The 23,697-nt window shown below is 35.7% G+C and carries 23 protein-coding genes and 1 riboswitch; all 23 genes read left to right on the forward strand.

Annotated features, from left to right (window positions below):
* The first annotated feature begins 101 nt into the window (after positions 1-101).
* The 23 genes from HCQ94_RS02575 (at position 102) to HCQ94_RS02685 (ending at position 23,675) form a co-directional block, all read left to right on the forward strand.
* On the forward strand, positions 102-1,922 hold the full coding sequence (locus HCQ94_RS02575; RefSeq protein WP_166981591.1) for a proline--tRNA ligase: 1,821 nt from the start codon (positions 102-104) through the stop codon (positions 1,920-1,922).
* Entirely contained in the window at positions 1,912-2,397 is a 486-nt protein-coding gene (def, locus tag HCQ94_RS02580) for a peptide deformylase (RefSeq protein WP_166977352.1), read from the forward strand. The genes HCQ94_RS02575 and def overlap by 11 nt, the downstream gene beginning before the upstream one ends.
* Before the next feature lie 51 nt (positions 2,398-2,448).
* A complete protein-coding gene (locus HCQ94_RS02585; protein WP_166981594.1) occupies positions 2,449-3,783 on the forward strand; it encodes a replication-associated recombination protein A in 1,335 nt (444 codons plus the stop codon).
* Positions 3,784-3,902: 119 nt separating this feature from the next.
* Positions 3,903-4,526 carry a 30S ribosomal protein S4 gene (gene rpsD, locus HCQ94_RS02590; RefSeq protein ID WP_166977356.1) on the forward strand — a complete coding sequence of 208 codons (624 nt, stop codon included), beginning with the start codon at positions 3,903-3,905 and terminating at the stop codon, positions 4,524-4,526.
* Between the two features lie 166 nt (positions 4,527-4,692).
* On the forward strand, positions 4,693-5,028 hold the full coding sequence (locus HCQ94_RS02595; protein WP_166977358.1) for a DUF948 domain-containing protein: 336 nt from the start codon (positions 4,693-4,695) through the stop codon (positions 5,026-5,028).
* The gene (locus tag HCQ94_RS02600; protein WP_166977360.1) at positions 5,028-5,231 is read left to right on the forward strand and encodes a hypothetical protein; all 204 of its coding nucleotides are present in this window, start codon (positions 5,028-5,030) and stop codon (positions 5,229-5,231) included. The genes HCQ94_RS02595 and HCQ94_RS02600 overlap by 1 nt, the downstream gene beginning before the upstream one ends.
* Before the next feature lie 49 nt (positions 5,232-5,280).
* The gene (alaS, locus tag HCQ94_RS02605; RefSeq protein ID WP_166977362.1) at positions 5,281-7,968 is read left to right on the forward strand and encodes an alanine--tRNA ligase; all 2,688 of its coding nucleotides are present in this window, start codon (positions 5,281-5,283) and stop codon (positions 7,966-7,968) included.
* A 1-nt stretch (position 7,969) separates the two neighbouring features.
* Positions 7,970-8,440: a Holliday junction resolvase RuvX gene (ruvX, locus tag HCQ94_RS02610; protein WP_166981597.1), complete on the forward strand. Its 471-nt coding sequence runs from the start codon at positions 7,970-7,972 to the stop codon at positions 8,438-8,440.
* A 10-nt stretch (positions 8,441-8,450) separates the two neighbouring features.
* A complete protein-coding gene (gene mltG, locus HCQ94_RS02615) occupies positions 8,451-9,554 on the forward strand; it encodes an endolytic transglycosylase MltG (protein WP_166981600.1) in 1,104 nt (367 codons plus the stop codon).
* Between the two features lie 11 nt (positions 9,555-9,565).
* Positions 9,566-10,447 (forward strand): hypothetical protein, encoded by an 882-nt coding sequence (locus tag HCQ94_RS02620; RefSeq protein WP_166981603.1) that lies wholly within the window; start codon positions 9,566-9,568, stop codon positions 10,445-10,447.
* Between the two features lie 99 nt (positions 10,448-10,546).
* Positions 10,547-11,212 (forward strand): prepilin peptidase, encoded by a 666-nt coding sequence (locus HCQ94_RS02625; RefSeq protein ID WP_166981606.1) that lies wholly within the window; start codon positions 10,547-10,549, stop codon positions 11,210-11,212.
* A 100-nt stretch (positions 11,213-11,312) separates the two neighbouring features.
* The gene (gene efp / locus HCQ94_RS02630; RefSeq protein WP_166977372.1) at positions 11,313-11,876 is read left to right on the forward strand and encodes an elongation factor P; all 564 of its coding nucleotides are present in this window, start codon (positions 11,313-11,315) and stop codon (positions 11,874-11,876) included.
* Complete coding sequence (gene nusB, locus HCQ94_RS02635; RefSeq protein WP_166977374.1) at positions 11,876-12,310, forward strand: transcription antitermination factor NusB; 435 nt, start codon at positions 11,876-11,878, stop codon at positions 12,308-12,310. Before efp ends, nusB begins: the two co-directional genes overlap by 1 nt.
* A gap of 15 nt (positions 12,311-12,325) precedes the next feature.
* Positions 12,326-12,883 (forward strand): guanylate kinase, encoded by a 558-nt coding sequence (gene gmk, locus HCQ94_RS02640; RefSeq protein WP_166981609.1) that lies wholly within the window; start codon positions 12,326-12,328, stop codon positions 12,881-12,883.
* An 81-nt stretch (positions 12,884-12,964) separates the two neighbouring features.
* Positions 12,965-13,240 (forward strand): DNA-directed RNA polymerase subunit omega, encoded by a 276-nt coding sequence (gene rpoZ / locus HCQ94_RS02645; protein ID WP_166977378.1) that lies wholly within the window; start codon positions 12,965-12,967, stop codon positions 13,238-13,240.
* Positions 13,241-13,253: 13 nt separating this feature from the next.
* Positions 13,254-14,471, forward strand: coding sequence for a bifunctional phosphopantothenoylcysteine decarboxylase/phosphopantothenate--cysteine ligase CoaBC (gene coaBC / locus HCQ94_RS02650; RefSeq protein ID WP_196373624.1), 1,218 nt, complete (start codon positions 13,254-13,256; stop codon positions 14,469-14,471).
* Positions 14,472-14,495: 24 nt separating this feature from the next.
* Entirely contained in the window at positions 14,496-16,502 is a 2,007-nt protein-coding gene (locus tag HCQ94_RS02655) for a primosomal protein N' family DNA-binding protein (protein WP_166981615.1), read from the forward strand.
* Positions 16,503-16,538: 36 nt separating this feature from the next.
* Complete coding sequence (gene fmt / locus HCQ94_RS02660; protein ID WP_166977384.1) at positions 16,539-17,459, forward strand: methionyl-tRNA formyltransferase; 921 nt, start codon at positions 16,539-16,541, stop codon at positions 17,457-17,459.
* A 180-nt stretch (positions 17,460-17,639) separates the two neighbouring features.
* A complete protein-coding gene (locus HCQ94_RS02665; protein WP_166977386.1) occupies positions 17,640-19,067 on the forward strand; it encodes an RsmB/NOP family class I SAM-dependent RNA methyltransferase in 1,428 nt (475 codons plus the stop codon).
* Between the two features lie 306 nt (positions 19,068-19,373).
* The gene (gene rpe, locus HCQ94_RS02670) at positions 19,374-20,042 is read left to right on the forward strand and encodes a ribulose-phosphate 3-epimerase (protein WP_166977388.1); all 669 of its coding nucleotides are present in this window, start codon (positions 19,374-19,376) and stop codon (positions 20,040-20,042) included.
* Positions 20,043-20,223: 181 nt separating this feature from the next.
* Positions 20,224-20,361: riboswitch (FMN riboswitch) on the forward strand.
* Between the two features lie 77 nt (positions 20,362-20,438).
* Positions 20,439-21,233 (forward strand): ABC transporter permease, encoded by a 795-nt coding sequence (locus HCQ94_RS02675; protein WP_166981618.1) that lies wholly within the window; start codon positions 20,439-20,441, stop codon positions 21,231-21,233.
* A gap of 164 nt (positions 21,234-21,397) precedes the next feature.
* Positions 21,398-22,336, forward strand: a complete 939-nt coding sequence (locus tag HCQ94_RS02680) for an ABC transporter substrate-binding protein (protein WP_166977392.1) — start codon at positions 21,398-21,400, stop codon at positions 22,334-22,336.
* 343 nt (positions 22,337-22,679) lie between these two features.
* Entirely contained in the window at positions 22,680-23,675 is a 996-nt protein-coding gene (locus HCQ94_RS02685) for a TerC/Alx family metal homeostasis membrane protein (RefSeq protein ID WP_166977394.1), read from the forward strand.
* Positions 23,676-23,697: the final 22 nt, after the last annotated feature.

Consider the following 23,697-nt stretch of genomic DNA (forward strand, 5'->3'; position numbering starts at 1 on the left):
ACTGAGCGAAACTCCCCATTTTAAACGGAAACATTGATAATACAGACGAATTGCTTGAAAATTAATGTGCCATTTTTAGTAAAAACATATAGAATAGCTTTATGTTAAAAAGTATGTCTAATATGTTTGTAAAGACTTTGCGTGAAGACCCAGCAGATGCTGAGGTCGCTAGTCATAAGTTGCTTGTCCGTGCTGGCTATATTCGCCGCGTTGCTCCAGGTATCTACACATGGTTACCGTTAGGATTGAGTGTTTTAGGTAAAATTGAAAATATTGTGCGTGAAGAAATGGCTTCTATCGGTGCACAAGAAGTACATTTCCCCGCTTTACTACCTCGCGAGCCTTATGAAGCAACTAATAGGTGGACAGAATACGGTCCTAATCTATTTAAGTTAAACGATCGCCGTGGTAACGACTATCTTCTAGCACCTACTCATGAAGAAATGTTTACTTTGCTAGTAAAAGATATGTATTCATCATATAAAGATTTGCCATGTACTTTATATCAAATACAGACAAAATATCGTGATGAAGCTCGCCCACGTGCTGGTTTATTACGTGGACGTGAATTTGTTATGAAAGACGCTTACTCTTTTGATATAGATGACGAAGGATTGAGTAAGTCATATGCGTCTGAGCGTGGTGCTTACGAGAAAATTTTTAAGCGTTTAGATTTGGAATACGTAATAGTTAAAGCGACATCTGGAGCTATGGGTGGTTCTCGTTCTGAAGAATTTTTACACCCAACAGAAATAGGTGAGGATACTTTTGTTCGTTCAGCAGGTGGCTACGTTGCCAACGTTGAAGCTGTCACAACTGTTGTCCCAGATGAAGTTGATGCTAGTAACATTGCTGAAGCTAAATGGCTAGAAACACCAAATGCTACCACAATCGATTTGCTAGTTGAACGATCAAATGAACTATATCCTAGGCAAGATCGTCCATGGGAAGCTAGCGATACCATGAAGGTATTGATAGTAGCTTTAAAGCACCCAGATGGTGAACGTGAACTTATAGCAGTTGGTATCCCAGGTAACCGTGAACTTGACTTGAAACGATTGGAAGCAAATGTTTCTCCAGCAGAAGTTGAGATGGCAACAGAGGAAGATATCAAAGCTCACCCTGAACTAGTAAAGGGCTATATTGGTTTTAAAAATGTTGGTCCAAACTCCCAAGAACGTACAGTTGATGAAAATGGCAACATTTGTGGTTCAATACGTTTCTTAGTTGATCCAAGAATTGTAAAAGGTACTTCTTGGATTATGGGTGGAGATAAAGCTGAACACCACGTTTACAATGCTGTTATGGGACGTGACTTTGAAGTTGACGGAACTATTGAAGCTAGTGAAGTCTTAGAAGGTGACTTAGCTCCAGATGGATCTGGACCTTTGTACCTAGACACAGGTATCGAAATTGGTCATATATTTGCTTTAGGTCGCAAATATGCTGAAGCTTTGGGTCTAACTGTTCTAGATCAAAATGGTAAGTCTCAAGTTGTTACTATGGGATCTTATGGTATTGGTATTTCACGTGTTCTAGCGGCTTTAGTTCAATCTCACCACGATGACAAGGGTATTATTTGGCCAGTTGCTGTTGCTCCTTTCAAAGTACACTTAGTTAGTGCTGGAAAAGGTGAAGAAATAGCGCAAGCTAGCGCTAAGCTGGCTGAATCTTTGGATAAAGCTGGACTAGATGTACTTGTAGACGATAGAGCTAAAGTTTCACCAGGTGTGAAATTTAAAGATGCTGAATTACTAGGAATTCCTTATATTCTAGTTGTTGGTCGTGGTCTAGAAAATGGCTTGGTAGAAATTAAAACTCGTGCAACTGGTGAGTCAATTGAAGTTCCAATTGAAGAAGCTGTATCTACTTTGGAAAAACTAGTTAATGATGCTTTAGAGGAGCTAGGTAATGGCAATTAGAGATATTCGTATAGTTGGAGATCCAGTATTACGCACACCTTGTGACTGGATTGAAAAAATTGATGAAAACATCGAATCACTAGTTACTGATTTGCTAGAAACCGTCGACATGGACGGTCGTGCAGGTCTTGCAGCTAACCAAATAGGTGTGGGTTTACGAGCATTTTCTTGGAATATTGATGGTGACATTGGCTACGTTTTGAATCCTCGCATGGTTGAGTTTTCTGAAGATGAATATCAAGACGGCGATGAGGGTTGCTTATCAGTCCCAGGTCTATGGTATCCAACTAAGCGTGCATGGTATGCAAAAGTAGTAGGTACTAACCTAAAGGGCGAAGAAGTTATTGTTGAAGGTGAAGAACTAATGGGTCGTTGCTTACAACACGAAATGGATCACCTAGAGGGTATGCTATATATTGATCGCCTAGATAAAGTTAATCGTAAGAATGCTATGCGAGCAATTCGTGATTTATAAAAACCACTCTTGATGTTTTAACTCAATATTTACATATAGTAGGCAGGTGCCATGGATTTATTTGATTCTTCCATATTGGATGATAAAGGTAGAGTTGACTACGATCCTATGGCGCCTCTTGCTGTACGTATGCGTCCTAAGAATATCGATGAAATAATTGGGCAAAAGCATATACTTGGGCCTTCTTCTGTAATGCGAAATCTCATAGAAGGCAACGTAAATCAGGCTTCTTCTGTTATCTTGTGGGGGCCTGCAGGGTGTGGAAAGACAACTTTAGCTTATCTAGTTGCTAATAACCCTATGCGAGAATTTGTTGAGTTATCAGCAGTTAGCTCTGGAGTAAAAGAAGTTCGTGACGTAATTGATAACGCTAAATATAAACTTATTGGTGAGAAAGTTCAGACAGTCTTATTTATAGATGAAATACACCGTTTTTCAAAAGCTCAGCAGGACGCGTTACTACCAGCTGTTGAAAATCATTGGGTAATTTTGATAGCTGCTACTACTGAAAATCCTCATTTTTCAATTAATTCACCTTTGCTATCGCGTTCAATATTACTTACTTTACAAGCACATACTGATGAGGATATTAAAACACTACTTCAGCGAGCTTTGGAAGATGAAAGAGGGCTGAATAAGACTATTCAGTATGAAGATGGTGCTTTAGAAATTATTGTGAGTTTGTCAGCAGGAGATTGCCGTAAAGCTTTGACTATTCTTGAGGCTTGTGCTGTTAAAGCTTCATCAGAAGCTAGCGTTTTGAATCGTGAGACTGTTTTATCTGTTTCAAATACTGCTGATGTTAAATACGATAAGGATCAGCATTACGACATTGTTTCAGCTTTTATAAAGTCCATTAGAGGTAGTGATGTAGATGCTGCTTTGCATTACTTAGCTAGAATGATTGAAGGTGGGGAAGATATAAGGTTTATCCTTAGGCGTATCATGATTTCAGCTAGTGAAGATATAGGTATGGCTAATCCTAACGCTTTGAATGTTGCTGTTTCAGCAGCTACTGCTTGTGACAAAGTAGGTTTTCCTGAAGCCCGTATTATTTTAACTCAAGCGGTTATTTATCTAACTTTGTCACCAAAATCTAATAGTGTTTACACTGCTATAGATAGCGCTATAAGTGATGTTCGTAAAGGGAAAGGTAAAACTGTTCCTTTACACTTAAAAGATGCACATTATAAAGGGGCTAAAGGTTTAGGACATGGTGTCGGATACAAATATCCGCATAGCTATCCAAATAATATTACTGATCAACAGTATTTGCCAGATGATTTACTCGGTACAGTTTATTATAGTCCTAGTGAAAACGGTGAAGAGAAAAAATTTAAGAATATAGTGTTTAATCTTCGAAATTTCTTGAAAAATAAGTTATAGTATATAAGTTGTGTTTACTATATCCGCAACCTGGGGTCTTGGCCTATAGGCTGACCCAATATTTTCCAAAATGGGAAATATGAACTTTTGTTAAGTACAGGAAGAATGAGGAAAAGAATATGGCATCAAGCCGTTCACGCCGTCAGGTGCGTATGTCTCGTGCTTTGGGTATTGCTTTGACACCTAAAGCTGTTCGTTATTTTGAAAAGCGTCCATATGGTCCAGGTGAACATGGTCGTGCTCGCAAGCGCAGTGAATCTGACTATGCTGTTCGTTTGAAGGAAAAGCAGCGTCTACGTGCACAGTACGGTATTCGTGAAGCACAAATGCGTCGTTACTTTGCTGAAGCTAACCGTACAACAGGTTTGACTGGTGAAGTTTTGGTTGAATTACTAGAGATGCGTTTGGATGCTCTTGTTCTACGCAGTGGTTTTGCTCGCACAATTGCACAGGCACGTCAGGCAGTTGTTCACCGTCACATTCTAGTTGATGGTAAACTTGTTGACCGCCCATCATTCCGCGTAAAGCCAGGACAGGTTATTCAGGTTAAAGCAAAGAGCCAGACAATGGTTCCATTCCAGGTTGCAGCAGCTGGTGCACACCGTGATGTTTTGCCAGATGTTCCTGAATATCTAGATGTTACTCTAGAAAAGCTTTCAGCTAAGCTAGTAGCTCGTCCAAAGCGTGTACAAGTTCCAGTAATTTGTGATGTTCAGCTTGTCGTTGAACACTATTCACGTTAATTCTTTTTTATAAAAAAGAGTCTCGAGAGTTACGAATGTGTTTTCTCGAGACTCTTTTCTTTTAAAGTATTTTCTTTGATGTTTGTAAAAACTCTAAAACCTATTAGAATAGTAGTAGAATTTCAGATAGATTCAATTTTACTGAATATTTAGAAAGAAAAGAGATATGTCTTTTTCAGAAATTGCACAGCTAATAGCTGCTATTGCATTTGCTATTTTTGTTATAGCTTGTGCTATACCTTTGATAAAACTTGGCAAAAGCATTGATGAGCTAACTATAGGTATTAGGAAAATATCTAATGAAGCCACTGAAACTATTGAGCTAGCAAATGGTCAGTTGGAAAATGTGGACGTTATTACACGTAGTGCTAGTGAAATTGCTCAAGATGCTTCTGCGATGTCAACTCTACTTTCGTCAACTGTGGGTAAACCTTTGATCAAAGTAGCTGCTTTTAGTTATGCAGTGCGTAAAACTATGCGTATTAACAAGGACGATAAGTAATGAAGAAATTAATTTTTTTAGGCGTATTGGTGGCTGGAGTTGGTGCAGTATTATCCACTCCGCAAGGTAGGAAATTTGTTAAGAAATATGCAGATGAGTTTAATCGTAACTACCATGAACATGAAGAAAAACTTTATGATGTATTTGCTCCCGTTGAACAATCAGTAGAAGAAGTAAATACTCGTATGAAATATACTGATTAATTTTAGTTTTATTTAGTAATTATCAATTTATTCTAGGACTAGAGGAACTATGCGTACAGCTGAGATTCGTAACAGATGGCTTGATTATTTTAAGAAAAATGGACACGAGATTTGCCCATCAGTACCCTTGATTTCACCGGATCCATCTATTTTATTCACTATTGCGGGCATGGTTCCGTTTATTCCTTACATTGTTGGCACACAGCCAGCTCCTTGGCCATGTGCTGCCAGCGTGCAAAAGTGTATTCGCACAAATGATATTGAAGAAGTTGGAAAAACTACACGCCACGGTACTTTCTTTCAAATGTGTGGTAACTTCTCATTTGGTGATTATTTCAAAGAAGGTGCTATTACCTATGCATGGGATTTGCTCACCGGTGATGTAAACGAAGGTAAATACGGTCTAGATGGCGATAAAATTTGGGTTACGATTTGGGAACAAGACGATGAAGCTGAATCCCTATGGTTGAATAAAATAGGATTAGATCCTGCTCACTTACAGAAACTACCGCGTGACGAAATTTTCTGGGATACAGGACAGCCCGGTCCTGCTGGTCCTTGTGCTGAATTACATTATGATCGTGGTCCTAGTTATGGTCCAGATGGGGGTCCACTTGTAGACAAAGCTGGTGATAGATTCCTAGAGGTCTGGAACCTAGTATTTGACCAGTATATGCGTGGTGAGGGAACTGGAAAAGACTATCCTTTGCTTGGCGAATTAGATGCAAAAGCTATTGATACAGGCTTAGGGCTTGAACGTTTAGCTTTCTTACTACAAGGCAAAGATAACATGTACGAAACTGATGAAGTTTTTCCTGTTATCGGAGCTGTTGAAGAAATTTCAGGTAAAAAATATGGCTTAGATACTTCATGCAAGAGTATAGATGATGTACGTATGCGTGTTGTAGCAGACCACGTACGTAGTGCTATGATGCTTATTAACGATGGTGTGCGTCCAGGCAATGATGGTCGTGGCTATGTTTTGCGTCGCCTAATACGTAGGGCAGTAAGGTCAATGAAACTACTTGGAGTAGATGCTGCTACATTACCAGATTTGCTACCAGTATCTATGAACTCCATGAAAGAGTCTTATCCTGAGCTTGAAACTAATTTTGAAACAATTTCAAATGTTGCTTTTGCTGAAGAAGAAGCATTCCGTAAGACTTTGAATGCTGGTACAACAATTCTGGATGTTGCTGTTGAAAAAGTTAAGAAAGACAACCAGACTTTGCTATCAGGTGAAGAAGCATTCCAATTGCACGATACTTATGGTTTCCCAATTGACTTGACTTTGGAAATGGCTGCTGAGCAGGGAGTAAAGGTTGACGAAAAGCGTTTCCGTGAGCTTATGACTGAGCAAAAAGAACGTGCTCGTGCTGATGCCTTGTCCAAGAAAACTGGTCACGTTGACTCTAGAGTTTACAACGAAATTATGCAAAATTTGGCTGAACCAGTTAAATTCCTAGGTTATACAGATAGTACAACTGAGAGCAAAGTTATCGCTATTTTAGTTGATGGAAAGCCAAGTCCGGTTGTTTCTGCTCCTGCTGAAGTAGAACTAGTACTAGATCAGACACCTTTCTATGCTGAGATGGGTGGACAGCTAGCAGACCAAGGTTATATCCGTTTTGCTGGTGGTGCTTTGGTTGAAGTTCACGATGTGCAAGCTCCAGTTAAAGGCGTTCCAGTACATCGCGGTACTTTGATTGAGGGAACTATTGCTTTGGATGAGAATGCTGTAGCCGAAATCGATACGAAGCGTCGTTTAGATATTGCTCGTGCACACACAGCCACACATATGGTACATGAAGTAATTATGGAGCACCTAGGTAAATCAGCAACACAGGCAGGTAGTGAAAACTCGCCATCACGTATGCGTTTTGACTTTAGGAATCCTAGTGCTTTAGGTACTTCTTTCGTAAATGATCTCGAAGAAGAAGTAAATGTTCGCTTAGCTGAAAACCTTGAAGTTACAGACGAAATTATGGATCTGGACGAAGCTAAAGCTCTAGGAGCACAGGCATTATTTGGTGAAAAATATGGCAAACGAGTACGTGTTGTCTCAATTGGTGGTGACTGGTCTAGAGAACTCTGTGGTGGTACACACGTAAAAAGAACTGGTGACATTGGTCGCATAACAGTGCTAGGCGAGTCTTCCATTGGTTCAGGTATACGTCGTATTGAAGCACTTGTTGGTGATGGAGCATACAGTTTCAATGCTAAAGAACACGCTCTAGTGTCCCAGCTTTCTTCCCTTCTTGGAGCAAGGCAAGATGAACTTGTATCACGTGTTGACAGCATAATGGCAAAGCTAAAAGAAACTGAAAAAGAACTTGACGCTTTACGTCAAAGCCAACTTTTGTCTCAAGTTGATTCAATAGTTGAAAAAGCTGTCAAAGTAAACGATGTTATTTGTGCTAGCTATAACGTAGGTAAAGTATCAAATATTGATGATTTACGTACGCTAGTTATGTCTTTGCGTGATAAGTTGCCAAATAGTGAAAAAACTGTTGTAGCTGTTGGTGGTGACTTGAATAATAAAGCAATGGTCGTTATAGCCACAAATGAAAATGCTCGTAAAGCTGGTATTAAAGCTGGTTTATTAGTCAAACAAGCAGCAACACGCCTAGGCGGCGGTGGCGGCGGTAAAGATGATATGGCACAAGGTGGAGGTCAAAACATAGGAGTTCTTGACCAAGCACTAGAAGCTGTATTGACTGACATAGCATCAATATAATATGACTGATATTCGTAAAGGTTGTCGTATCGGGCTTGATTTAGGTCAAGCCCGAATTGGCGTTGCTAAAACAGATATTGATGGAATTATGGCAGTACCTGTTGGAGTGATTAGACGATACGAATCTAATGAAGATGGTATCAAAACCATAGTAAAATATGTCAGAAAGTTTAACGCTTTTGAAATAGTAGTCGGTTACCCAGTATTATTAAGCGGTAAACAAGGGACTTCCGCTAAATCTGCTAAAAAATATGCAATAAAGTTGAAACAAGCTCTTCCTGAACTATCCGTCCGATTGGTGGATGAACGCCTAACTACTGTTAGTGCACACGCTAGTTTATTGGAAGCTGGAAAGCGTAGAAATACGCATAAGAGTATAATTGATCAAGTTGCTGCAACATATATTCTTGAAAATGCGTTAGAATATGAGAAGAAGAATAATCAGCCTGCAGGAATTGAAATATATTTGTAAGTGAGGAAAAGTGGATAATACTAATAGATATCCTTCACGTCGTGCTGCACATTCGGTACGTAAAAAAAAGAAGCACTCTAAGTTAGTTATACCTGTTGTATTTGTTTTTATACTATTTGCAGCGTTTTTCTCTTATACATTTTTAAAGGATTCGTTATTTGCTCCTTCTGACTATGCGGGACCTGGAACTGGTACTGTAAAAGTTACGATTCATAACAACGAAACTGGAACAGATATAGCTAATTCTTTGTATAATGCTAAGGTTGTTGCTTCCACAGATGTGTTTATTAAAGCTTTTACTTCTAATGCTGCTTCGGTTTCTATTCAACCTGGTGTTTATAAGTTAAAGAAACAAATGCGTGCAGTTGATGCTGTTGCAGCTTTGCTAGATCCAAAGAATAAGATTGACTTGAAAATTACTATTCCAGAAGGATTTGCTCTTGAACAAGTTATTAAACGCATTGTAAAAGTTGCTGGTTTTTCTGAAAAAGATATACGTGATGTAATTGCTAACCCTAACTCAATAGATCTTCCTGAAGAAGCTAATGGAAACCTTGAAGGTTGGATTGCTCCTAAGACTTATACTATTTCACCAGATGATAAGCCAGTTGATGTTTTGAAGAGCATGGTTGCAATTACTAAAAAGACTTTGGAAGATTTGAAAGTACCACATGACAAGTGGAAAGAAATTCTTACAAAAGCATCAATAATTGAACGTGAAGTAAACCAAGATAAGTACTATCCAATGGTTGCTCGAGTTATTGAGAATAGAATTTCAAGCGAGGACAATGAAGTACGTGGTAAGCTTCAGATGGATTCGACTGTTTTGTACGGTTTAGGCAAGTTTGGTGGTATACCTACAGCAGATGAAATTGCTAAGGACACTCCTTATAATACTTATATTCACACAGGTTTACCTCCTACACCTATCGGTGCTGTTAGTGAAAAAGCAATTAAAGCTGCTATGAGTCCATCCGATGGTAACTGGTTATACTTTGTAACAGTGGACTTGAATACAGGTGAAACTCTATTTGCTTCTACGCTTGATGAACAGAAAGCTAACACAGAAAAACTAAAAGAATTCTGTAAAACTCATGCAGATGTTTGTCAGTAGAAAATATTAAAATGTCTATTGAAAATAAAGATTGTTGTGTTCTAGTTACTTCATCTAGCTTGGAACACAACAATTTCTATAAGATACTAAAAGCTTTTTATGAGTTATATGATTTGAAAGTTCAGTTTAAAACTTTAACTTTGGACGAAGAATTTGAGTATAAATCTGATGATTTTTATAAGCAAGTCTTAGACAATATTGAACCAACTTGTAAAGCTTTACATATAGATTCTTGCCTTGCTGATAAGTTTATAAATTGTGTAGATTTTGCTGACGATTCAGTTAAACTTACACGTAATGCTAATTTGATTATAAATACTTCAGGTATGAAAACTGCTTTTAATACAAGTATTTACGGACTTAGCACTGCAATAGATCGAACTTGTGAGGAAAATAATAGGATTACTTCTTTTGATAAAGCTGTAATTATGGGAAATTCTGCTTGTATTTCTTCTGCTATAGTTAGTTGTGCTGAAAAACAAATAGGCAGTATTTATTTACTTTCAGAAAATTATGCTGGGAAAAATAACCCCTATGCTATAGCTAATAGAAATGGTATAGCTGTGGAGCCTTTACCTTATATTGCTCCTAATATTGTGAAAGACTTTCTAAATGAGGCTGACTTAATAATTAGTTATTTGAAAAATGATGAAAATACTTATTGGAAAAAACACTATAGCTCAAAGAAAAATAGTGTAGCTGTTCAGATAAGAACTGATACTTATCCTTCAGAGTTTATAGTCAAATCTATGCAAGATGGATCTAAAGTAGTTAGTCCATTTACAATTTTGTTTTACCAAACTTTAATGTCGTTAAAAGTAATATTTGGAGACATTTTTGAAGACGATATTAACGTAGTAAAAAAGAAAGTTTTTGAATTAGCCTTTAGATAGATTAGAATAAGAAAATTGTCAGAGTAGTATATCTGTTCTCGAATATGTACTATTTATATTTGTTACATTTGTAGACCCACCGCAGTTAAAGGAATGCCAATGAATGTTTTATTATCAATGTTATTAGTGACATTAATTGGTATAATTTCTTGCATATGTGGTGGAAACTATATTGATTCATATTTCAAGAAAAACGGCTTTCACAATCCCTTACCTAATCATAAATTTTTAATTGCTTTTTTCTTTTCTGTTTTTGCTAGCATATTTATAGCTTGGAGTTATGGGGATTACGCAAGTGTAATTGCAAGCGTTTTTCTTGGCATTTGTATACTTGTTAGCATAACTGATTTAAACATATACAAAGTACCTAATCTTTTATCTTATCTATCTATTATTACTGCTTTTATTAGTATTTTCATATACTCTTTTGTTCACCTAAGCACACACTATCTTATAAACGCTTTTATAGTATTTGTCATGTTGATAGTAATGACTTTAGTTGTAGTTTTTACGAAACTACATATTGGTATGGGGGATATAAAACTTTGTTTTGGCTACTTATTGTGGGTAGGTAGTTTTAGTTGGATATATGCAGTTTATGCTTATGGTTTTGCTCTTTTCTTGCTAATAATATATGTTATCTTGGCTAGTAAGTCTGTGAAAAAAGATATTGCTTTTGCTCCATTTATAACTGTTTCAGCGTTATGCGTTTGGCTTATAAATATTTCAAATACTTATACAATTTTAGAAATAGTTACACGATAATCCTGTTAAAAGCTTGGAAACTTTGATGTTGCAATTGAAAAAAAATGCTTAAAACTGTACCCTTTAATAGGTTAAATCTTGTATATAGTTAGGAAAAAAAGTGGCAACAACTAATGACTTGAAGAACGGTATGGTTCTAAATCTTGAAGGTCAACTATGGTCAGTAGTAGAATTTCAGCACGTAAAGCCAGGTAAAGGCCCAGCTTTCGTTCGTACAAAGATTAAGAATGTTCTTTCAGGAAAAATTGTAGATAAGACTTTCAATGCTGGTATCAAGGTCGAAACAGCAACAGTTGATCGTCGTGATATGACATACTTGTACCAAGATGGTAATGATTACGTATTCATGGATTCTGAGACTTTTGATCAGCTTTTGATTCCTTCTGATGTTATTGGTGACGCTCGTAACTTCTTGCTAGAAAATCAAGATGTTATTGTTGCAATGCACGAAGGTAATATTTTATTTGTTGACCTACCATCTTCTGTCGTAGTAGAAATTACTTACACAGAACCAGGTCTACAGGGTGACCGTTCATCAGCTGGTACAAAGCCTGCAACTATTTCAACAGGATACGAAATTCAGGTTCCTTTGTTCCTAGAAACAGGTACTAAGGTCAAAGTTGATACACGTACTGGCGAATATATCTCACGCGTAAACGACTAATGAGAAACACAAACTTTACATCTAGAACTAAAGCAAGGAAACGCGCTGTCGATATTATTTTTGAGGCTGATCAAAAAGGTATATGTGATAGTGCTGATTCAATCTTATCCTTGTTAGCAGAGCGCAAAATTTTGTCTCCAGCTATGAGTGACTTACCAGCTTTTGCTGAAGAAATCGTCTCAGGGGTTGCTGATAATATTTTGAAGATTGATGATACAATCTCAACTTATTTGATAAACCATGAGTTAGATCGTATAGCTAACGTAGATAGAGCTATTTTGCGTGTAGGTGTTTGGGAACTACTGTTTAATGACGATGTTGACGATGCTGTGGTGATTGACGAAGCAATTAGTATTGCCAAAGCAATTTCTACTGATCAGTCTCCAATCTTTATAAATGGTATCCTAGATGCTATAGCTAAAGCTGAAAAATAATTAATGGGGTAACTCGTGTCTGAAAAACTGTATGTTATTGCTGGTCCAAGTGGGGTTGGTAAAGGAACAATAGTAAGTAGGCTAATAGAGAGTTACCCTAATATTTTTCTCTCTATTTCAATGACTACTCGATTGCCTCGCCCTGGTGAACAAGACGGCGTACATTACTATTTTGTTGATAAAGAAAAGTTTGAGTTTTTAGTTAAAGAAAAGAAAATTTTAGAATACGCTTTTGTGCATGGACTAAACTATTATGGCACTCCTTTAGAGCCTGTTGAAAAAGCTTTAGAAAACGGTAAGCCTTGTATCCTCGAAATTGATTTAGATGGTGTTCGCCAAGTAAAAGAGATAATGGGTGAGCGTGCAACTTATATCTTTGTATCTCCACCTAGCTGGCAAGAGCTAGAAAAAAGACTAGTAGGGCGTGGGACTGAAGATATAGAAAATGTTACCAAACGTCTAGAAACAGCCAAAATTGAAATGGCAGCACAAGATGAGTTCGACTATGTAGTTGTCAATGATATCCTCGAAAACGCAGTGGACGAAATAGCAACTATTATGAATTTGAAATAGAACTTCATAGATTTTAATAAAGAAATATAGTAAAATAACCCAAGTAGAGTTATATAAAATAGAATAAATGAAGGCTGGGATATGTCGGGAGTACTACCTAAACCTGAAGGTGTTATTTATCCTCCAATTGACGATTTACTAAGAAACGTTGAGTCAAAGTATGCTTTAGTTGTGTACGCTGCAAAAAGAGCGCGTCAGATTAATACTTACAATCAGCAGCTTCAAGATGGCATGTTAGAAATGACAGGTCCTCTAGTACAAACAGATCCAGACTGCAAACCACTTTCGATCGCTTTGCGTGAAATTAATGAAGATAAACTAGAATTGATTTATCAAGAAGGTAATGCAGCTGAATAGAAAGAATTCTTTTATGGGTACCGCTCGAATAATACTTGGTGTTACGGGCGGTATTGCTGCGTTTAAAAGCTTAAATATTTTACGTCAGCTCAAAAAACAAGGTCATGAAGTAGTTGTAGTTCCAACTGAAAACGCTTTGAAAATGGTGGGGGAAACAAGTTTTAGGGCATTGTCTGATAATCCTGTTTCCCATGATATATTTGAGCATGTTCCTAATTATGGGCATATTGAACTAGCTAATTGGGCTGACTTAATTATAATTGCTCCAGCAACCGCTAACTTTATAGCGAAGATGGCTAGTGGTGTCGCTGACGATTTATTATCAGCAATACTATTAGCTACTAGCAAACCTATTAGTGTTGCGCCAGCTATGCATACAAATATGTATGAGCATCCTGCTACTAAACGAAATATAAAAACTTTGAAACAATTTGGAATCAATATTATTGATTCAGTAGTAGGTGAGCTTACCAATGGTGATATAGGTAAGGGTCGTTTAGCTGATGAGAACTATATAGTTGAGCAAAGTTTAGCTACTTTATACGACAAAGACTATACAGATAAAAGAATTCTTATAACTGCTGGAGGCACTAAAGAATACATCGATCCTGTTAGATTCATATCTAATAGTAGTAGCGGTAAACAAGGTATTGCTATAGCTAAGCAAGCACAAAAACGTGGCGCAAAAGTGACTTTGTTAGCTTGTAATATTAAAGATGATTTATTATCTGATATTTCAAATGATATTAGTATCTTAAAAGTTGAAACTGCAAGCGATTTGTATGATAGAGTTCTTGAACAATATGACGACCACGATATTATAGTGATGTGTGCTGCTGTTTCAGATTGGACTGTTAAATCTCCATCAGATACTAAAATAAAAAAGCAACATGACATAGATGAAATGAACTTAACTTTAGTAAAGACTAAGGACATTTTAAAAGAAGTTTCACTAAAAAATAGTTTAGATAAACAAAAAGTAATCGTTGGTTTTGCTGCAGAAACAGGGGACGAAGAAACGATTCTAAGCTATGGTAGGGAAAAAATTTCGCGTAAGAATTGTGATCTTTTAGTTATAAATCCTGTAGGTAAATCACAAGGCTTTGATAAAGATACCAATAGTGTATATATAATAAATAAAGAAGGCGAAGTGCTTTCACAAAATAATTCCACAAAAACAAATATTGCTACTACAATATTAGATACTTTACAAGATTACATTGAGGACTAAGAGTTTCATCGTTGTGAGGCGAGAATGTTTGATAAAGAAACAAACAATTTAAGTGCTGATACGATGGTGTCGCATACTTTATTTGACTATGCTCAAAACAAATCTAAACTGAAGAAATACGTAGTCAAAGTATTGTTAGATTTACCTATGCCACATATGGATAGGCTTTTCGATTATGAAGTCCCATCTGATAATGTAAATAGTATTGCTTTTGGAATTCCTGTTACTGTTCCTTTTTCTAATAGAAATTTGCAAGGCTGGATAATAGAACATGGATATACTTACGATTATCCAGAAAAACTTTTGCAAATAAAAAGTGTGGATTCAAAATACTCTTTACTCACACCTGAAATATATGAGTTAGCTAAAAAAACTGCTCAGCTGTATTTGACTAACACGAGTGAGATAGTAAAAATAGCTGTGCAAAACAGACAAATTAGAGTTGAAAAAAAATTTGCTCCTGACTTATCAGACTGTGAAGTAAATGTAGACGATATTCCTAAAGAAGCAATAACTCAGTATATAAATGGTGAAGTTTTGCTGAAAAACCTTGAAAATTCACTTCCTGTAAAAGCAACTATTACACTTAGATCTTATTATGGTACAGATTTGTTAAACTGGGTATATTCGATATTGCTACCGACTTTTATTACATTAAAGACTAATAAACAAGTAATCATATTGTTACCAACTAAAAAACAATCAGATCTAGTCCACTCTTTTTTGAAGAAATACATTTCAGATAAAAATATTGCAACAATATACTCAGAAGATACAGGTTCTGTAAAATATACGAACTTTTTAAAAGTTTTAACAGGGCAAGCTAGAGTAATTTTAGGCACGCAGAACGCTGTTTTTGCTCCTGCTCGAGATTTAGGCTTAATTATTTGTTTTGATGACGCTAACTTGAACTATCAAAGCCAAAAATCTCCTTATATAAATATTCGTCAAGTTGCAATTCAACGTAGTATAAATGAGAAACTAGCTTTAATACTTGCTGGTTTTAATAAGAGTATTTATATGCGTCAGCTTGAAAATTTAAAATGGGCTATTCCGCTAGAAATTACTCCGCAACACGCTAGGATGATAGCCCCAAAAATTGTATGTACACAACTACTCGACAATATAGAGCCTTACCATCGAATAAGCTCTTACTCATATGAAACTATAAAAAATGCTCTAGAAAAAGGTCCTGTATTAGTACAAGTTGGAACTAGAGGGTATTTTTCAAAAGTTGTGTGTAAAAAATGTTCTCTAGTACCTGTGTGTTCAAAATGTAAACATTTAGTATCAATGCAAAACGATAACTTATTTACCTGTATTAACTGTGGGAAAATTTACGATCACTATCAATGTAGTAAGTGTAAAAATGATGATTTTAAAGCCATTAGATCTGGTGATAATAAAACGATGCACGATTTAGGAAAAATGTTCCCATCTGTTCCAATCCTGCTTTCAAATGCAACTACTCCAATAACTGATTATATAGATGATAGAAGCAGAATAATAGTAGCAACACCAGGAGCAGAACCTATACCAATAAACGGCTATGCAGCTTCAATAATTTTAGATATAGAAACTATATATGAATTGCCAACATTTTGGGCACAAACAGAAAGTTTTAGGCGCTGGTATAACATTGTTGGACTAACTAGACAAAATGGTACAGTAGTTATTGATGGCAATATTGAAAATAATGTAGCTATAAACTTACAGACCTGGAACACAAATAAAATCTTAGATGAAATTTTGACTGAACGTAAAGAGCTACAATTACCGCCTCATAGCAAGTTTATTAGTTTATTCGGTAACCATCAGCAAATTACAGATTGTATTAAACATATTGAAGACAATGGTTTTGAAACCATAGGAGTGATTTCTAAACCTAATAATCAAGCTTTAACGATTTGTAAAAGCAGTATTGCTGAAAGTAAAAATTTACTTAACTTACTAAAAGAATATATAGCGTACAGAAGTTTGAAAAAATTACCTAGAATTAGGACTCAAGTAGACCCTATTCAGCTGTGGTAAATGTAAAAACCTAGTATTTTATGTTTTAATAGTTTAATGCGTATTTTATTTGCTGGAACACCAAAGAACGCAGTGCCTACTTTACAAGCGCTGATTGATAGTGAACATGAGATTGTTGCTGTTTTAACTAGACCACCTGCTCCTAGCGGTCGTGGTAGAAAACTTGTTGAATCAGAAGTTAGCATAAAGGCTAAAGAAAACAATATACCTGTACTCACATTAAAATCGTTAAAAGATGAACAGTCACAACAAATAATAAGTGATTTACACTGTGATGTAGCTGTAGTTGTGGCTTATGGTAATTTGATACCTAAAAAAGTTCTAGAAATGCCTAAATACGGCTGGATAAATCTGCATTTTTCTCTACTACCACGCTGGAGAGGAGCAGCTCCTGTGCAATACGCAGTTATGAATTCTGATACTGTAACTGGGGCTTGCGTTTTTCAACTTGAACAAGGGCTTGACACTGGACCTGTGTATGCTAGTTTACAAACGAGTGTGGGCGAGAAAACTTCTTCTGAGCTATTAGAAGAGTTGGGTAGTAGTGGAGCTGGGCTTGTGCTTGAGAGCCTAGATAAAATACTTGCTGGTCAAACACCACTTCCTCAACCAGAAGAAGGGGTTACTTTAGCTCCAAAAATTCCATCTAATATGGGAGAAATAGACTTTAATAAATCAGCTACAGAAATTGAAGCTTTAGTTAGGGCTGTTACTGACCAACCGGGAGCATATACTTTCATTGATAATAAACGCATAAAGATTGCCCCATTAACTTTGGCAGAAGAAAATGATTTAGCTCCTGGTGAATTAAAAATTACAAAGAGAAGTGTTTATGTTGGAACTAAAACTAATAATCTTCTTTTAACTAGGGTAGCACCTTCAGGAAAGTCTTGGATGAATGCCGCTGACTGGGCTAGAGGTCTTAGGGGAGAAAAGTACTTTGGAACTAATGACTAACTAACGTGTTGATAACTAGTAGTTTATTTGTTCCTAGCATTTGTGAAAGTAATCTAGAAATTTGATTAGCTCTTTTAGATTAGTTATATTTGTAGTTGACTCTATATTGTAAAGCTACTTGTGTAGAATTAATAGCAATAGGTTCTTGGAAAATTACATTTATTATAAATAAGGAAAAATATGGCAACAGCACCTAGGAAAAAATATTCAGATGGATATAGAGCTAAAGCTAAGGCTGTAGATAAAGCTAGGCTTGCTGCTTTTGAATGTTTAAGTGCTGTTCGTAAAGATGATGCATATGCGAATATAGTTTTACCAACAATTATTAAGAACAAATACTTAAATAAACGTGACGCCGCATTTGCCACAGAACTATCATATGGCACGATTAGAATGTTTGCTCTATACGATGAGATTATAAAAACAGCATATACTGGTAAAACTAAGCTCGATTCAACTGTTATAGATTTGCTTAGATTAGGGGCACATCAGCTATTTTCCATGCGTATTCCAACCCACGCTGCTGTTTCTGAGACAGTTGATTTAGCTAGACATATAACTACTGATGGTCCAGCTAGGACTATAAACGCTATAATGCGCAGAATGAGTGAGAGAACTCTACAAGAATGGGAAGAAATTGTCCTTAGTGGTAAACGTGAAGATGAAGTACTTAGCATTAAATACTCTCACCCTGCTTGGATAGTTAGAGCATTACAAGACAGCTTGGTGAAAAATGGTAGGCCAGCTGAAGAAGTAGTGGAATTGCTGGAAGCTAACTGTCAAAACCCATATGTTTGCTTAGTTGCTAGACCAAATCTTATACATCCTGCTGATTTAGCTGAACAAGCACAAAATATTTTACACACTAATGTTCGTCCCGGAATATTAAGCTATGACGCTGTAGTAATTGAAAACGGAACACCTGGGCGACTACCAGCAATCCGTGACGGGCTTGCTGCTGTTCAAGATGAGGGATCTCAGCTTTGCGCCCAGATTCTGGCAAATATCGAAACAGGGTCCGATGAAGGAAAATGGCTGGATATGTGTGCTGGACCAGGAGGAAAAGCGGCACTACTGGCTTGTTATGCTCAAGAACAAGGAATGTTCTTACTAGCAAATGAGTATTCAGCACATAGAGCTGAGCTTGTTGCTAAAACTTTGAAATCTGTAAATCCAAATACTTATGAAGTTGTTTGTAATGACGGCAGAGAGCTTGACGGACTGTATGACAAAATACTTGTTGATGCACCTTGTAGTGGATTAGGGGCTTTAAGACGCAGACCTGAGTCACGTTGGCGTAAAACTATAAAAGATTTAGCACAACTACGTATTTTGCAGCAAGAATTACTTGAAAATGCTTATAGATTACTAGCTCCTGGTGGGGTATTAGCATACGTTACTTGTTCTCCTCATATAGTTGAAACTCATGCACAGGTTAGTGCTTTTATGGAAAAACATGAGGACGCTATGGTTATTAATGCAGTTGAAGTTGCAAAAGACTTGATACCTGATAAAGAACTAGATTTAGGTGAGGGACCGTATTTGCAACTTTGGACACATATGCATGATAGTGACTGTATGTTTTTAGCGTTAATAGTCAAAAAATAAGCTTTACATTTCGTAAAACACATTTTCGTAAAACGTGACAGGTAGTAAATAAGTATTTAAAAATAATGAGCTGTATTTTAGCTAATTACTGACCAAATTTTGCTATTCTTCTATCTGCTTACGTTTGGTAGTGCATAAGTAAATTCTATCTATGGAAAGCACTTACCGTATTAAAACATATAGACCTAAGAGTTTACTAAAGTATATAAGCGCATATAACAACACTAGCTTGTAATTAGTGCTTATCCACTTTATGATAATTGTGTAACTTGTGGTTTAAATAACTAGTAAATAAAGGTGACAACGATGTCTGTAACTATTTCTCCATCAATTCTTAACTGTGATATAGCTAATTTACGTGGCGAGTTGGATAAAATTAGGAATGCTGATTTTGCGCATGTGGATGTAATGGATAATCATTTTGTGCCTAATTTATCATGGGGATTACCAGTAGTTGAAGCTGTAGTGAAAAGTAATATAATTCCAGTTGATGCTCATTTGATGATTGAAGATCCAGATCGTTGGGCTATAGAATATGCTGAGGTAGGTTGTGAATCTGTTACTTTCCACGCAGAAGCAGCAACAGCACCTATCAGATTGGCTCGTGAAATTCATAAAATCGGTTCCAAAGTTGGTTTAGCACTTAGACCAGCGACCCCTATAGAACCTTTCATCGATATTTTGCCTGAAATAGATATGTTACTAGTTATGACTGTTGAACCAGGATTTGGTGGACAAGCTTTCTTAGACTCAATGATGAATAAAGTACGTCGTACACGTAAAGCAATAAGCGAAGCAAACTTAGATGTAGTATTACAAGTTGATGGTGGAATAAATAGACAGACAATTGTTCAAGCTGCAGAAGCTGGAGCTAATGTATTTGTTGCTGGGTCTGCTGTTTATAAAGCAGAAGACGCATATAATGAAGTTGAAATTTTGCGTCAGCTTGGTAACAAACATTATTGTTGTAGCTAAAAACCATTATTATTGAATAACATATACTTATATAGATTTGTTGTTTTAAAACTTTCAGATAGAGTGTCTATTTTATAAAGTATTGCTACTTGTATAGTGTATGTATCTTAATATTTGTTTATAGTATTTTTATATAAAAGACCCTAGCTGTTTTTTAAAAAATAAATTAGTATTGATGTGTATAGATTTTCGGGGTCGGTGAAAGTCCGAACCGGTGGTTATAGTCCACGACCCGTAAGCTACTAATGCAAAGTAATTTACGGCTGATTTGGTGAAAATCCAAAACCGACGGTTAAAGTCCGGATGGGAGAAAATCATTATAAGACCACGTTTAAGTGTTATAACTTTTACGTGTGTTTTTGCTTACCCTGATTTTCTAACGAAAGGAGGGCAAGTATGACAAAACGTAAAGCTGTTACTAATAGCTTGAAATATAATATTTTTTATAAGTCAATTTCATTACTATCTATAACTGTTTCTTTACTAATCTGGTTTTTGATATCAAAACTTACAACTTTAGGTGAAATTTTTTTACCATCTCCCATAAAGGTATTTGAAAAATTTATTTCAGATATAACTAATCTGCAAACTCTGAATTATATTTTTGTGACTCTGGTAGAGTCAGCATTTGGTTCAATAATTGGGGCTTTTATAGGGGTAGCACTAGCGTTAACAGTGTATAAGAGTGTTATTGCTGATAAAGCAATTCATCCGTTCATTGCAATGAGCCAATCTATACCAGCAATTGCGCTTGCGCCTGTTTTAGTTCTATGGATAGGATATGGATTAATATCAATAATTATTTTATGTACACTGATAGTTTTCTTCCCAATATTTATCTCTACTTTGACTGGTTTTAAAACTATAGATAAAGAAGTCATAGAAGCAGCTAAACTAGACGGAGCTACAGGAATAAAACTAATAGCTGAAATTGAATTTCCTTTAGCTATTCCCAATTTCTTGAGTGGACTACGAAATGGTTTTACTTTGTCTATAACTGGGGCAATTGTTGGTGAAATGGTAATGGGAGGCAACGGTTTAGGCACACTTTTAACCGTATACAGAAATAATTTAGACATAGTTGGGATGTTCTCAACGATAATAATATTATGCGTACTATCGTTACTAATTTATCAGCTCTTATTATTCTTCGAAAGAAAAAGCAAAATAATGCTTTCGCTCATACCATAAAACTATAAAAATAGAATGAATTTACAGATTCTAGATACCTATTACGCAAATAAACAAATTCAAATTAGAAAAGGCACAATATAATGTATACAAATAAAGCAATTAAGAAATTACTTACAATATCGACTCTAATATTTGCCCTATTTACTTTAAGTTCTTGCAGCATGTCAACACAGAGTATAAACAAAAATGACTCTAAGACAAATACAACTGATACAGACATAACTCTAGGGTTAACGTACATTCCTAATATACAATTTGCTCCTTTTTATGTTGCTGAACAAAATAAATACTTCGGGTCAAACGTTAAACTACGTCACCATGGTGCTAGCGAAGGATTATTTGACGCTCTACTTGCTGGAAATGAAACTTTTGTGGTTGCTGGCGCAGATGAAACTTTAAAAGCAATGGATATGAACAAAAATCTAGATCTAGTAGTAGTATCTAACTACTATAAAAAATACCCTATTTCAATTTTTGCTTTAGAAGACAAAGGTATCAAAATCCCAGCTGATTTAAAAGGGAAAACAATAGGAATACCTGGAAAATTTGGGGAAAATTACTATGCACTACTACTATTCTTAAAAGAAAATAATATGCAAGAAAAAGACGTGCATATTAAAGAAGTAGGGTATACACAGTTAGCTGCAATGAAAACGCAGCAAGTTGATGCAGTTGTAGGATATACAAATAATGATTTGATACAACTTCAAGAAAATAATATAAAGGTTAAGACAATAGAAATTACGAATAAGGCTAATCCTTTGATCTCGGCTAGTTTAATAACTAAACGAGAATATGCTGAAAAAAATCCTAAACTAGTTGAAAAAATAAAAAAAGCTATGAAAAAGGGCATAGACTTTACTATAAAATCACCAGAAAAAGCCACAGATATAACAGCAAAACACTATGTTAAAGAGCTGGATAAAAGTAAAGACTTAGGATTAAAAATACTGAAAGCAACAAACATACTATTTGATCCTAAAGGACTAGGTAGTTTTGATACAACAATAGATAAAAATCAATGTGAAGCGATGAAAAAGTTTATGCTTGAAGAAAAAATATTGACACAGAGTACTGATAAGAAAATATGTCAACTATGACCGATATCTTCGATATCATACTTAAATACAAGAATAAACTATAAATAATATACTATATGGACAAAATATTTAGGAATAATATTTATAACTAAAATGTTTTAGTAAAATATATCCTATAAACGCAAAGTATCTAAGTAATAAATAAGAAAGTAGGGAGTGGATAATATTTATTTCTTGATTAGCATCAATGCGTAAATATTTAATGCTAAAAATAAAATGTTTTAGTATTATTTATTACTTAGAATAAAACTATTTGACTAGGTTTCTTACCAGAATATCAAAACTGACTTACAGTCGCTTAATTGCTAGAAAAGTACTTTCCACTAACACGGCGGGGGAATAAATGCACGTTACAACATTAGCTTGGTCTTTACTAATCGTTTTAGTTATAGGCTTATTAGTATTTGATTTCGTAGGACACGTAAGACATGCTCATACTCCTTCTCTAAAGGAAGCTACTATATGGTCAGTTGCTTATATATCATTAGCTGTTTGCTTCGGCTTTGTAATATACGGTGTATGGGGAATTGAATACGCAGCACAATACTGGGCAGGATGGGTAACAGAATGGAGCCTATCGATTGATAATTTATTCGTATTCCTCATAATTTTTAGTTCTTTTAGAGTACCTAGGCAATATCAACAAAAAGTACTACTAATTGGAATTACACTTGCACTTATATTCCGTGGAATATTCATTATATTGGGTAGTGCAATAATTTCACGTTTTTCTGCTATTTTCTATCTATTCGGATTCTTCCTAATATACACAGCAATAACACAGCTCAAACCGCATAAAGACAATGAAGATGAAGAATATAAAGAAACAACATTAACAAGGATTGTATGCAAAATTTTCCCAACAACACCAGGATATGTTGAAGGAAAAATGTTACATCGAAATGCTGGTAAAACATATATAACTCCTATGCTTATAGTTGTCATAGCTGTAGGAAGTGCTGACATAATGTTTGCTTTTGACTCAATACCAGCTATTTTTGGATTGACTAAAGAACCATACATTGTTTTTGCAGCCAACGCTTTTTCTTTGCTAGGATTACGTCAATTCTTCTTCTTAATTGATCGTCTAATGGAAAAACTTGTTTTCTTGAATTATGGTTTAGCTGCAATTTTAGGATTTATTGGTATAAAACTAATTATCCATGCAATGCATGAAAATAATCTTTCATTTATAAACGGTGGAGAAGGCGTGCATTGGATTAGTGAACCAAGTATTGCTTTTTCAATGATATATATTCTTAGCGTTTTAATTATTACAGCTGTTACATCAGTTATTTATGCAAAAAGAAAAGAAAAGCGCTTAGAAAGTAACAAATAACTATACTTATTACCAGTTCAAA

This window comes from Actinomyces sp. zg-332, assembly GCF_011751945.2.
In the GTDB taxonomy this organism is placed as follows: domain Bacteria; phylum Actinomycetota; class Actinomycetes; order Actinomycetales; family Actinomycetaceae; genus ZJ293.

Coding starts and splice junctions, on each gene's coding strand:
- HCQ94_RS02685 (WP_166977394.1), top strand. CDS start 22,680: ATGCACGTTACAACATTAGCTTGGTCTTTACTAATCGTTTTAGTTATA.
- nusB (WP_166977374.1), top strand. CDS start 11,876: ATGAGAAACACAAACTTTACATCTAGAACTAAAGCAAGGAAACGCGCT.
- HCQ94_RS02665 (WP_166977386.1), top strand. CDS start 17,640: ATGGCAACAGCACCTAGGAAAAAATATTCAGATGGATATAGAGCTAAA.
- alaS (WP_166977362.1), top strand. CDS start 5,281: ATGCGTACAGCTGAGATTCGTAACAGATGGCTTGATTATTTTAAGAAA.
- HCQ94_RS02585 (WP_166981594.1), top strand. CDS start 2,449: ATGGATTTATTTGATTCTTCCATATTGGATGATAAAGGTAGAGTTGAC.
- def (WP_166977352.1), top strand. CDS start 1,912: ATGGCAATTAGAGATATTCGTATAGTTGGAGATCCAGTATTACGCACA.
- rpe (WP_166977388.1), top strand. CDS start 19,374: ATGTCTGTAACTATTTCTCCATCAATTCTTAACTGTGATATAGCTAAT.
- HCQ94_RS02595 (WP_166977358.1), top strand. CDS start 4,693: ATGTCTTTTTCAGAAATTGCACAGCTAATAGCTGCTATTGCATTTGCT.
- HCQ94_RS02600 (WP_166977360.1), top strand. CDS start 5,028: ATGAAGAAATTAATTTTTTTAGGCGTATTGGTGGCTGGAGTTGGTGCA.
- rpoZ (WP_166977378.1), top strand. CDS start 12,965: ATGTCGGGAGTACTACCTAAACCTGAAGGTGTTATTTATCCTCCAATT.
- HCQ94_RS02575 (WP_166981591.1), top strand. CDS start 102: ATGTTAAAAAGTATGTCTAATATGTTTGTAAAGACTTTGCGTGAAGAC.
- coaBC (WP_196373624.1), top strand. CDS start 13,254: ATGGGTACCGCTCGAATAATACTTGGTGTTACGGGCGGTATTGCTGCG.
- HCQ94_RS02625 (WP_166981606.1), top strand. CDS start 10,547: ATGAATGTTTTATTATCAATGTTATTAGTGACATTAATTGGTATAATT.
- HCQ94_RS02675 (WP_166981618.1), top strand. CDS start 20,439: ATGACAAAACGTAAAGCTGTTACTAATAGCTTGAAATATAATATTTTT.
- rpsD (WP_166977356.1), top strand. CDS start 3,903: ATGGCATCAAGCCGTTCACGCCGTCAGGTGCGTATGTCTCGTGCTTTG.
- HCQ94_RS02680 (WP_166977392.1), top strand. CDS start 21,398: ATGTCAACACAGAGTATAAACAAAAATGACTCTAAGACAAATACAACT.
- fmt (WP_166977384.1), top strand. CDS start 16,539: ATGCGTATTTTATTTGCTGGAACACCAAAGAACGCAGTGCCTACTTTA.
- ruvX (WP_166981597.1), top strand. CDS start 7,970: ATGACTGATATTCGTAAAGGTTGTCGTATCGGGCTTGATTTAGGTCAA.
- HCQ94_RS02620 (WP_166981603.1), top strand. CDS start 9,566: ATGTCTATTGAAAATAAAGATTGTTGTGTTCTAGTTACTTCATCTAGC.
- HCQ94_RS02655 (WP_166981615.1), top strand. CDS start 14,496: ATGTTTGATAAAGAAACAAACAATTTAAGTGCTGATACGATGGTGTCG.